7 protein-coding genes are annotated in these 12,251 nt (G+C 62.0%); all 7 read right to left on the bottom strand.

Translation table 11 applies throughout. The features are described from left to right. Positions 1-59 precede the first annotated feature (59 nt). Positions 60-2,864: an EAL domain-containing protein gene (locus GTP27_RS21180; protein ID WP_371865972.1), complete on the bottom strand. Its 2,805-nt coding sequence runs from the start codon at positions 2,862-2,864 to the stop codon at positions 60-62. A gap of 144 nt (positions 2,865-3,008) precedes the next feature. Beyond that, positions 3,009-4,421 carry an RCC1 domain-containing protein gene (locus GTP27_RS21175; RefSeq protein ID WP_161041089.1) on the bottom strand — a complete coding sequence of 471 codons (1,413 nt, stop codon included), beginning with the start codon at positions 4,419-4,421 and terminating at the stop codon, positions 3,009-3,011. Positions 4,422-4,634: 213 nt separating this feature from the next. Next, entirely contained in the window at positions 4,635-7,016 is a 2,382-nt protein-coding gene (locus tag GTP27_RS21170; RefSeq protein WP_161041088.1) for a YgiQ family radical SAM protein, read from the bottom strand. 132 nt (positions 7,017-7,148) lie between these two features. Then, on the bottom strand, positions 7,149-7,427 hold the full coding sequence (locus tag GTP27_RS21165) for a DUF4404 family protein (protein ID WP_161041087.1): 279 nt from the start codon (positions 7,425-7,427) through the stop codon (positions 7,149-7,151). 9 nt (positions 7,428-7,436) lie between these two features. Then, entirely contained in the window at positions 7,437-7,646 is a 210-nt protein-coding gene (locus tag GTP27_RS21160) for a VF530 family protein (RefSeq protein WP_161041086.1), read from the bottom strand. Positions 7,647-7,766: 120 nt separating this feature from the next. Beyond that, the gene (locus GTP27_RS21155; protein WP_161041085.1) at positions 7,767-9,893 is read right to left on the bottom strand and encodes a M3 family metallopeptidase; all 2,127 of its coding nucleotides are present in this window, start codon (positions 9,891-9,893) and stop codon (positions 7,767-7,769) included. A 38-nt stretch (positions 9,894-9,931) separates the two neighbouring features. After that, positions 9,932-12,061 (bottom strand): M3 family metallopeptidase, encoded by a 2,130-nt coding sequence (locus GTP27_RS21150; RefSeq protein WP_229634274.1) that lies wholly within the window; start codon positions 12,059-12,061, stop codon positions 9,932-9,934. Positions 12,062-12,251 lie beyond the last annotated feature (190 nt).

Genomic DNA, 12,251 nt, shown 5'->3' with positions numbered 1-12,251 from the left:
TATCGCTGCTACAGGCGACGCGCGTATGACCTCAGCCCATGGCGGGCAGGGGGAGGAGATCAGAACTGCTGGCTACGCAACATGGCATCGAATTCCTGCGCCGGGATAGGCCGCGAGAACAGATAGCCCTGGCCATAGTCGCAGCCCGCCTCGGCCAGCAGGGCGCGCTGCTGCTCGGTTTCCACCCCTTCCGCGATCACGCGCAGGCCCAGCTTGTGGGCCATCACGATGATTGCGTCCGACAGCGCCATATCGCTCGAATCGGGCGCCAGATTACGGGTGAAGGAACGGTCGATCTTGAGATAATCGATGTCGAATTTTTTCAGGTAGGACAGCGAGGAATAGCCGGTGCCGAAATCGTCCAGCGCCACCTGTATGCCGGCGTCGCGCAGCTGTAGCAGCTTGTTGGCCACCGTGGTATTGGCGTCGAGCAGCATGCCTTCGGTGATTTCCACCACCAGCGCCTGGCCGGACAAAGTCAGGCTCTGCATCTGGCGCTGCCATTCCAGATAGCTGCCGTCATCGCGCTGGAATTCCAGCGGCGACTGGTTGACGCTGATCTGGAAATCCGGATGGTGTTCGCTGCGCCAGCGCTGCACCCAGCGCGCCGATTCGCTGAACACCCACATGCCGATATCGAAAATCAGCCCGCTCGATTCGGCCAGCGGGATGAAGTCCATCGGGCTGACCAGCCCGCGCGTGGGATGGCGCCAGCGGATCAGCGCCTCGGCCTTGTGGATACGCCCCGTCTTCAGGTGCACGATGGGCTGGAAATACAGCTCCAGCTGGCCGCCCTTGACGGCGCTGCGCAGGTCATTGGTCAGACGCATGCGGGTCAGCGCTTCCACCTGCAGGGCGGGCGTGAAGTAGCTGTAGCGGTTGCGTCCCGCCCCTTTGGCCGCGTACATGGCCTGATCGGCGTGCTTGAGCAGGTCATCGATATCATCGGCATCGTCAGGATACAGGGTGATGCCGATGCTGGCCGACACAAAGGCCTGCTCCTGCCCCAGTGCAAACGGCTGGCACATGCGGTCGATTATGTTCTGGGCGATGGCCTCGACCCGTTCCGTGCTGTCGAGCTCGGACAGAATCACGGTGAATTCGTCGCCGCCTAGCCGCGCCACCGTGTCGGACTTGCGCACGCTGTCGCTGATGCGGCGTGCGGCATCGATCAGCAGCACATCGCCCTGATGGTGGCCCAGCGTATCGTTGACTTCCTTGAAGTGATCGAGGTCGATGAACAGGATGGCGATGCGGCTGCGGCTGCGCTGGCTCTTGAGCAGATCGAGCGCCAGCCGGTCGAGGAACATGCGGCGGTTGGGCAGCTGGGTAAGCGGATCGAAATTGGCCTGATGCCAGACTAGCTGTTCCGTCTGCTTCTTGTCGGTGACGTCTTCGATCATGCACAGATGCAGGGCATGGCTGTCCGGCGGCGTTTCGATCGCCGTGACCGAGACGGCAATCCAGACCATTTCGCCATCGGAGCGGAACATCCGGTTGTTCACCTTGAAATTGCTGATCTCCCGTGCCATCAGGCGGGCCATCTGGGCTTTGACCTGCGCCACATCGTCCGGATGGCCGGAATCGAGCCAGCGCATATTGCCCAGCACGTCCTGCGAGCGGCCCAGAATTTCCTGATAGCGGGGATTGATATCGCGGTATTCATAGGTCACCGAATCGATCAGCGCTATGCCCAGCGGCGAAGCTTCGAACATGGTGCGGAAACGCTGCTCGCCGGCGCGGATTTCCGCGTTGGTACGGCGCCGTTCGCGTGTCAGCATGCTGTAGTGGATCACGCCCCCCGCCAGCAGCAGCACGCCCACGCCGGCCAGAGCGCGGTACAGCCAGCGCAGCCGGCTGGCACTGCTATCGACGTTGTACAGAAAACCGTCGAGGCTGACCTGTTTGGGGATCATGCCCAGACCTGCGTACACATCGGCAATATGACGCCAGCGTTCGGGATTCATGTAGCCGATTTCCACCAGCACAGGCTGCACCAGCGGCACCATCTGGTGCGCTTCGTACAGCAGATGCTGGCGGTCGGCGCCGCGCGCGTAATAGCGCAGGATCAGTTCCACCGTTTCTTCCGGATGGCTCATGGCCCACTGCCAGCCGCGCATGCTGGCCTCGCGGAAGGCGCGCACCCGGGCCGGATGGTCGGCGATCTCTTTTTCGCTGGTGAACAGATTGTCGCCATAGAAATCGATGCCCACCGAACGGGGGCTGTAGATTTCATAAGGGAAGCCACGGCGGTCGAACAGATCGGGCTCGTTGGTGGTGTAGATGGCCATGGCCTCCACCTTGCCATTAATCAGGTCATTGACGTTGTAACTATGTTCGACACGCTGGAAACTGGTGGGCGGCACGCCCTCTTTCACCATGTAGGCCAGCAGTTCGTCGGAGTTGCCCAGTTCGTCCGTCAGCGTGCCTATCATGGCGCGCTTGCCGATGATGCGGCGCAGATCGGGCTCGCTGGCAGTCTGGCGCATGGCCAGCGCATAGGGCGAGTGCTGGAAGATCACCCCCAGCACCACGACCGGCTTGCCAGCTGCACGCGCCAGCAACAGGCTGCTGGCGCCAGTGCCGAACTGGGCCTTGCCGGACTCCACATTGCGCTCGGGCTCGTTGCCGTCCGTGCCTTCGAGGATGCGCACATCGAGCCCCGCTTCGCGGTAATAGCCCTGCTCCACCGCCGCGTAATAGCCGGCAAACTGGAACTGGTGGTGATGTTTGAGCTGCAAGGTCACCGGCTCCAGCGCCTGTGCCGGAGCCAAGCCGCCTACGCTCAGCGCTACTGCCAGCACGCCCTGCGGCATCAGCCGGGCTGCTAGGTGCGCAAAAAAGGCAGGTAAAGCTGGAGGCACGGAATATCCTGTTGGCAGCAATGGAACACTGATTGTAGCCGTTTCGGCAGGCCAAAATGCCATTCGGCAAGCCAAAGCTGCAAAAAGCAACGGACGGCCCAGCTTGCGCTGGCCGTCCGTGCAAAAAGCGCTTAAATTAGCCGCTTAAGGGATGCTTACAGGCACTGGTGCTTGCGTATTGTCACCTTTACCAAGTTGACCTTCGACATTCCGGCCCCAGCCCCACAGGGTATTGTCCGACCGCAGCCCGAAGGTATGGGCATTGCCCGCCGTGACGGAAATCCAGTTGCTGGCCGTACCGATCTGGGCCGGTGCGGAAATATCCGGTCCGCCATTGCCCAGCTGGCTTTCGGCATTGCTGCCCCAGCCCCACAGCTGGCCTTCGCGCGTCACCGCCATGCTGTGTGCACTACCGGCCGACACCATTGCCCAGTTGGTGGCGGTGGAAATCTGCACGGGAGCATTCACGCTGGCTGAGCCATTGTTGCCCACCTGGCCATTGAGGTTGTAGCCCCAGCCATACATGGAACCGTCGGCCCGGATGGCCAGCGAATGGCTGGCACCAGCAGAAACGGAAGCCCAGGTCGACGAGCCTATCTTGGCTGGCGCCGTCACATCGACCTGACCGCCATTGCCCACCTGGCCATTGGAATTGCCGCCCCAGCCATACAGATTGCCCGTATCCTTGGTGATCGCCAGCGTATGGGTATCGCCAGCGCTGACCGATTGCCAGCCGCCCGTGGTGGGCGAAGTGAGCTTGGTCGGCACCAGACGGTCGATGGTCGTCCCATCACCGAGCTGGCCATTGAAGTTGCGGCCCCAGCCATACATCACGCCGGTGGTCTTGATCGCGAAGGCATGGCCTTTACCGGCGGCCACGTAGGCCCAGTCGGTATCCTTGCCGATTTTGGCGGGAATGGCGTGGTCGACGGTGGTGCCATCGCCCAGACGGCCGTTCTGATTGAAGCCCCACGACCAGATGGTGCCGTCGCTGCGCAGCGCCACCACAAACTGATCGCCCACGGCAATCTGCTTCCACAGCAGGCTGCCGCCGCTGACCTGCACCGGCGCATTACGGTCGATGGTGGTGCTGTCGCCCAGCTGGCCGCGGATATTCGAGCCCCATGCATACAGGCTGCCATCGGCCTTGCGCGCCAGCGTCTGGTTACCGCCCGCCACCACATTGGCCCATGGCGCAATCACGCTCAGGTTGATGCTGCCGGTAATGCCATCCTGCGTGGCCGTGAAGGTATCGGAGCCCACGGCCTTGCCCGTCACACTGCCGCTGGAAAAGATGCTGGCGACGGCGCCCGTGCCCTTGAAAGCCCAGACCACGCCGGTGGCGGTGGTCAGCACCTTGGTACTGTTATCGGAATAGGTGCCGGTAGCGGTCAGCTGCAGGGTGGTGCCGACTGGTACGGTGTTGCTTGGCGCCGTCACGGCGATCGATTTCAGCACGGCCGGTGCTGCCGTGGTGGAGCTACCGCCGCCACCGCCGCAGGCTGCCAGCAAGCCCAGCAAAGGCAGCAGCAGATAGGTATTACAGAATTTTTTCATGATCTTCCAGTTCGCAGAAGGAGGGATGCAGTGGAGGCCACGCGCATGGGTGGCCAGCTTGCGAACTAGTTTAGCGGCAATACCGGGGCTGGCATCACCGGAGCAGGGCGGAAAACAGGCGCTAACTCGCGCCTTAGAACGCCGGCCCCCGGCAGGACCGGCTTAATACAAGATCAACCTTGCCGCCGAGGCAAAAATAAATCCATGAAGAATTTATTTGCGGCCGCGGGGACTGGCCGGTTTTTTCACCTTGATGGTGTCGAGGATCGATGCGCGCGGCTTGGTTTCCAGCGATTTACGCGCCGTCAGCGAACCTGTCAGCGCGTTGGCGCGGGCACCGCGCACCTGCGGCTGGGCGGCGGCGGCCACGCCCGCTTTCCCGGAGCGCGCCGTACGGCCAGCCGGCGCTGCGGCCGCATGGCCGCCGCCGCCCTTAGCTTTCGCCGGCGCGCTGCCTGCGTAGGCTGCAGCCGGCATACCGGCGCCTTCGCCAGCCGACCAGGCGGGAATCAGGTGGCGCTCGCCATTGCCGATCAGGTCGGCACGGCCCATGGCCACCAGCGCTTCGCGCAGGATAGGCCAGTTTTCCGGATCCTGATAACGCAGGAAAGCCTTGTGGGTGCGGCGTATCTTGCCGCTGCGGGCGGTTTCCACCACTTCCGAATCAGCCGTGACCTTGTGCAGCGGGTTGCGGCGCGAGTGGTACATGGTGGTGGCCATGGCCATAGGCGTGGGCATGAAAGTCTGCACCTGATCGAGCTTGAAGTTGTTTTTCTTCAGCCACAGCGCCAGATTCAGCATGTCCAGATCGGTGGTGCCCGGGTGGGCCGCGATAAAGTAGGGTATCAGGTACTGCTTCTTGCCCGCTTCCAGCGAGAAACGGTCGAACATTTCCTTGAACTCGTCGTAAGCGCCTATGCCGGGCTTCATCATCTTGTTCAGAGTGTTTTCTTCCGTGTGCTCGGGCGCGATCTTCAGCAAGCCGCCCACGTGGTGGGTCACCAGCTCTTTCACGTATTCGGGCGAACGCACGGCCAGATCGTAGCGCAGGCCGGAAGAAATCAGGATCTTCTTCACGCCCGGAATGGCGCGCGCCTTGCGGTACAGCGAAATCAGCTTGCTGTGGTCGGTGCCCAGATTGACGCAGATGGACGGGAACACGCAGGACAGACGGCGGCAGGTCTGCTCGATGGCCGGGTCCTTGCAGGACAGCCGGTACATATTCGCCGTGGGGCCGCCCAGATCGGAAATCGTACCCGTAAAGCCCTTGGTCTTGTCGCGGATATGTTCGATCTCGCGCAGGATGGACGGCTCGGAGCGGCTCTGGATGATGCGGCCTTCGTGCTCGGTAATCGAGCAGAAGGTGCAACCGCCGAAGCAGCCGCGCATGATGTTGACGGAGAAGCGGATCATTTCCCACGCCGGAATGCGCGCCTTGCCGTAGGACGGATGGGGCGCGCGCGCATAGTTCATGTCGTACACGCCATCCATTTCATCCATGCGCAGCGGCAGCGGCGGCGGATTCAGCCACACATCGCGCTCGCCATGCGCCTGCACCAGTGCACGTGCGTTGCCGGGATTCGATTCGAGGTGAAACACGCGCGAGGCATGCGCATACATCACCGGATCGGTGCTCACCGTTTCGAACGAGGGCAGACGCACCACGGTGCGCTGATGCTTTTCGCGCTCCATGGCCTGCCGTTCGGCGCGGCTCATGATGCGGATAGGTTTTTCCAGCACGGCCGGTGCAGCAGGTGCAGCGGCGGCTTCCCCCGCCGCCGCAGGCGCTGCGGTGCCGCCATTGCTGGCGCAGGAAGCGGTATTCGGCGCCACCATCAGATACGGATCGGGGTGGACATCGACCTTGCCCGGCGTATCGACGCGGGTGCTGTTATGCACGCCCCATTCGGGCGACGGCAGCCAGCCGCTCGGAACCAGGAAGGCCGTACCGCGCAGATCGCGGATGGTCTTGATTTCTTCGCCGGCATCCATGCGGTGGGTCAGGTCCACCAGCGCCCGTTCGGCATTACCGAAGATCAGCAGGTCAGCCTTGGAATCGACCAGCACGGAGCGGCGCACCTTGTCCGACCAGTAGTCGTAATGGGCGATACGGCGCAGCGAGGCTTCGATAGAACCTATCACTACGGGTATGCCGGGATAGGCTTCGCGCGCCCGCTGGGCATAGGCCGTGACGGCGCGGTCCGGACGTTTATTCGGTTCGCCATTGGCCGTGTAGGCATCGTCCGAGCGGATTTTGCGGTCGGCCGTGTAGCGGTTGACCATGGAGTCCATATTGCCAGCCGTAACGCCGAAGTACAGGCGTGGCTTGCCCAGCACGCGGAAGGCGTCGGCAGAAGTCCAGTCCGGCTGGCTGATGATGCCGACGCGGTAGCCTTGCGCTTCCAGCAGACGGCCCACCAGCGCCATGCCGAAGCTGGGGTGGTCGATGTAGGCGTCGCCGGTCACCAGAATGACGTCGCACTCGTCCCAGCCGAGCGCGTCCATCTCGGCGCGGGACATCGGCAGGAAAGGCGCGGCAGCAGCGCGGGCAGACCGCTTGGGGACGGTCGCAAATAAATTAGTAGGGGAGCTCATATCGGACGGCATTGTACCGGAAATGCGCCGCCCCCGCTTGGCACGCCAGCGAAAAACCTTTTAGTATTCAAATACTTGAGGCAATCCGGCAAGCTGGACAGGCAGACCATCTGGCCTATCCGGCAAGCTGGCTCAGATGCCCATGCTGGAGAGAATATTGCCCAGTTCGCGCAGGGCCGGTTCCAGATGCGGATGTTTGACGGCAAATCTGGCGCCCAGTTCCTGCGCCCGTTCGGCCAGACCGAAGGTACTGCTTTCCTCGCCCGCGTCGGCCGCAGCATTACCGGCCAGCAGCTGCTGGATATCGCCATCGAGCTGGGCCAGCAGGGCACGCGATTCCTCGTCCAGCGGGCCGCTCTGGGCCAGATGGCTATGCAGGGAAGTCAGAGTGGCCTTGAGTTTGCTATCCATGTTGCAATCCTAATCGTTGAAGTGGGAGGCGCAATACAGCGCTTCGACGCGCTCGCGCGCCCACGGGGTTTTGCGCAGGAATTTCAGGCTGGATTTGATGCTGGGGTCGCTGATGAAACAGTTGATCGCGATGCGCTGGGCCAGTTGCTCCCAGCCGTAATACGCGTGCAGACGGATCAGTATCGCTTCCAGTGTCATGCCCTGCAGTTGTTTGCTCATGCTTTATCTTACCCATAAAAAAAGACCGCTGTGCCGATTTTCACATAAATCGGCACAGCGGCCTGTGGCAGCCAAGCTGTCGGGCGACCAGGCCCGGCGCTAACGGCTGCTCTGAACTGCTTATTTTTCCGTCAGGCCGCGCCGTTCCAGCAGCGGTTCGACGGTGGCATCACGGCCACGGAAGTTGCGGTACATCTGCATGGCATCCATGGTGCCGCCACGCGACAGCAGCATCTTGCGGAACCAGTCGCCGTTCTTGCGCAGCATGCCGCCCTGCTCGCTGAACCAGTTGACGGTATCGGCATCGAGCTTCTCCGACCACAGGTAGCCGTAGTAGCCGGCCGTGTAGCCGCCGGCGAAGGTGTGCGAGAAATAGGTGGTGCGGTAGCGCGGCGGCACGGGCGCGTAATCGATTCCGGCCGACTTCAGCGCAGCCGCTTCAAACCCCAGCACATCGTTAGGGATTTGCGCCACACCGAGCTGGTGCCATTTTTGATCCAGTATCGATGCCGCCAGATATTCCGTGGTGCGGAAACCTTCGTTGAATTTCTTCGACGCGATCACTTTGTCCAGCAATTCCTTGGGCATGGGAGCGCCCGTCTGGTAGTGGGTGGCGTAGTTGGCCAGCACTTCCGGCCAGACCGACCACATCTCGTTGACCTGCGAGGGGAACTCGACGAAGTCACGCGGCACGCGGGTGCCGGAGAAACGCGGATAAGTCACATCGGAGAACATGCCATGCAGGGCGTGGCCGAACTCGTGGAACAGGGTGCGCAGCTCATCGTAAGTCAGCAGCGTGGGCTCGCCATCCTTGGGTTGCGGGATGTTGAGGTGATTGGCCACCACCGGATGCGTGCCCATCAGCTTCGATTGCGACACATAGGCATTCATCCATGCACCGCCGCGCTTATTGCTGCGGGCGTAGAAGTCGGCCAGGAAGATGGCCAGCTGCTTGCCGTTGGCATCGTACACGTCGAACACGCGCACGTCCGGATGGTAGACCGGCAGGTCTTTGCGTTCTTTGAAGGTCAGGCCATATACCTTGTTGGCCGCGAAGAACACGCCCTTGGTCAGCACGTTGTTCAGTTCGAAGTAGGGGCGCAACTGGTTCTGGTCGAAGTTGAAGCGCTCGGCACGCACCTTGTCGCTGTAGAACGACCAGTCCTGCGCGGCCAGCTGGAAGCCGCCCTGTTCGCGCTCAATCACCTGCTGGATTTCGGCACCTTCTTTTTTGGCATTGGCCACGGCCGGGCGGGCGAATTCGGCCAGCATGCGGTTCACGGCCTGCGCATCGTGGGCGGTCTGGTCTTCCAGCGCGTAATCGGCATAAGTCGCATAGCCGAGCAGCGCCGCCTTCTCGGCGCGCAGACGCACCAGCTTGAGCACCACCTCGCGGTTATCGTACTGGCCACCGTGGCTGCCGCGTTCGAGCGAAGCGGCCATCAGGCGCTCGCGCACGGCGCGGTTGGTCAGCACGGCCAGATTGGCCTGTCCCGTGGTGTTCACCACCGGAATCAGGAACTTGCCTTCCATGCCGCGTGCCTTGGCCGCAGCAGCTGCCGCGTCGATGGCGGCAGCGGACATGCCGGCCAGCTCTTCCCGCGTATCGACCACCAGCGCCGAAGCATTGGCTTCTTCCTGCACGTTCTGGGCAAATGCCGTCTGCAGATTGGCCAGCTGGCCGTTCATGACTTTCAGCTTTTCCTTGTCGGCGGCGGACAGGCGCGCACCGGCGCGCACGAAGTCGGTGTGGTAGCGCTGCAGCAGGTACTTGGCTTCCGCATCGAGATGCAGCTTGTCGCGCTTGTCGTACAGCGACTGGATGCGCGCATACAGCTTCTCGTTGAGGCGGATAGCATCGCTGTGTGCGGCCAGTTTGGGCGACAGTTCGCGTTCCAGCGCCTTGAAGCTATCGTTGGTATTGGCGCCGGACAGATTGCCGAACACCGAGCTCACCCGCGACAGCAGCTGGCCCGATTTTTCCAGCGCCACGATGGTGTTCTCGAAGGTGGCAGGCTTGGGATTGTTGGCGATCGCTTCGATCTCGGCGGCATTGATGCGCATGCCTTCGGCAAACGCCGGCGCATAGTCTTCGTTCCTGATCTGGTCGAATTGCGGGTAGCCAAACGGCAGCGTGCTGGCCTGGGCGAACGGATTACTGGCTGGCAGCATGGCAGCCGGTTCGGCGGCCTGCGCGGCGCTGCAGACCAGCGCCACGGCAGCAGCCATCATCAGAGGACGGTTCATGGTTTTCCTGTTATGAGTGTTAGACGTTAGGCACCAGCTTATTTCAGGCCGCGGCGTTCCAGCAGCGGCTCGATGATGGCATCGCGGCCGCGGAAGTTACGGAACAGATTCATCGCATCGTCGGTACCGCCGCGCGACAGCAGCTTGCTGCGGTACCAGTCGCCGCTGGCGCGTTTCAGGCCGCCGTTCTGCTTGAACCAGACTTCCGTATCGGCGGTCAGCTTTTCCGACCACAGATAGGCGTAGTAGCCCGCTGCGTAGCCGCCCGAGAAGCTATGCGAGAAATAGGTGGTGCGGTAGCGTGGCGGCACGGGAGCGAAGTCCACGCCCAGATCTTTCAGCGCGGCCGCTTCGAAGCCCAGCACGTCGGTGGGGATCTGGGCCGGGGTCAGCTGGTGCCAGCGCTGGTCCAGCAGGGAGGAAGCCAGATATTCGGTGGCGGCAAAGCCGCGGTTGAATTTGCGCGACTCGATCACCTTGTCCAGCAGCTCTTTCGGCATCGGCTCGCCCGTCTTGTAATGCTTGGCGTAGTTGGCCAGCACTTCCGGCCACACGGCCCACATTTCATTGGCCTGCGACGGATATTCGACGAAATCGCTAGGTACGCTGGTGCCGGAGAAGCGCGGATAGTTCACGTTGGAGAACATGCCGTGCAGCGCGTGGCCGAATTCGTGGAAGGCGGTCGACACTTCATCATAGGTCAGCAGGGTCGGTTCGCCCGCTGGCGGCTTGGGAATATTCAGGTGATTCGCTACCACCGGATGGCGGCCCAGCAGTTTCGACTGCGAGCTGTATTCGTTCATCCATGCGCCGCCCTGCTTGTTGCTGCGCGCGTACATGTCGGCGATGAAGATGGCCAGCTGTTTGCCGTCGGCGTCGAACACGTCGAATACGCGCACGTCCGGGTTATACACGGGCAGGTCTTTACGCTCCTTGAAGGAAATGCCATACAGCTTGTTGGCGGCGTAGAACACGCCCTTGGTCAGCACGTTATCGAGTTCGAAGTAGGGCTTGATCTGCTTCTCGTCGAAGGCATAGCGCTGGGCGCGCACTTTGTCGGCGTAATAGGCCCAGTCGGCCGCGCCCAGCGGGAAAGTGCCACCGTCGGCGACCACCATGGCTTGCAGGTCGGCGGCTTCCTTGCGGGCGTTGTTCACGGCCGGTTTGGCCAGATCGCCGAGCAGCTGGTTGACCGACTTGGTGTCGTGCGCGGTCTGGTCGTCCAGTGCGTAGGCCGCAAAATTAGCATAACCGAGCAGGGTGGCTTTTTCAGCGCGTGCCTTGGCAATTTTCAGCACGATTTCGCGGCTATCGAATTCGCCGCCATGACTGCCCCGTGCCAGCGACAGTGCCATCAGCTTTTCGCGCACGGCGCGGTTGGTCAGCTCGGCCAGTGCCGGCTGGCCGCTGGTGTTGACGATGGCAAGGAGGAATTTGCCTTCATGGCCTTTGGCCTTGGCGGCGGCGGCTGCGGCGTCGATGGCGGCCTCGCTCATGCCGGCCAGCTCTTCGCGGCTATCGACGATCAGCGCGGAAGCATTGGCTTCCTTCAGCACGTTCTGGGTGAAGCTGGTCTGCAGCGTGGCGATGCTGGCGTTGATGTTCTTCAGCTTCTCCTTGTCGGCATCGGACAGCTGGGCGCCGGCGCGCACAAAGTCCTTGTGGTAACGCTCGAGCAGGTGGCGCGCTTCGGCGTCGAGCTTGAGCTTGGCACGCTGCTGGTACAGGCTGTGCACGCGCGCAAACAGTTTCGGGTTGAGGTAGATGGCATCGCCATGAGCCGCCAGCTTGGCCGACATTTCACTGTCCACCGCATCCATCTTGTCGTTGGTGTTAGCGCCTTGCAGGTTGTAGAACACGGTCTGGGTGCGGCTCAGCAGCTCGCCCGACTTTTCCATCGCCACGATGGTGTTGTCGAAAGTGGCCGGCTTGGGGTTGCCGGCAATCGCAGCGATTTCTTCCAGCTGGATGCGCATGCCCTCGTTAAACGCCGGTACGAAATGCTCGTCCTTGATCTGGTCAAACAGCGGATAGTTGAACGGCAGCTTGCTGGCAGCGGCCAGCGGATTACCGGCCAGCACAGCCGATGCGGCTGGGGCAGCGAGCACAGTCTGGGAAAACGCCAGGCCGAGTGCGGCCGCGACAACAAGCATTTGAGGACGGGACATGGGGGACTCTTTCATTAAACGCCGGTGGAAGATGCTGACGCCTGCGGGTGCCAAGCCAGCAGGCGCAACAGATGCAGCGGCGATAATAGCAGTCGCTCATGGCGGCCGTCACGGGCAAAAAATGCTGCACTGCACTTTGTCGGAGAGTCCGTGATTTTTCCAAACAAAGCATGGCCGACAGTGGCTACAT

This window comes from Duganella qianjiadongensis (assembly GCF_009857915.1).
Classification (GTDB): domain Bacteria; phylum Pseudomonadota; class Gammaproteobacteria; order Burkholderiales; family Burkholderiaceae_D; genus Rugamonas; species Rugamonas qianjiadongensis.
This window is presented reverse-complemented; position numbering and strand designations above follow the sequence as displayed.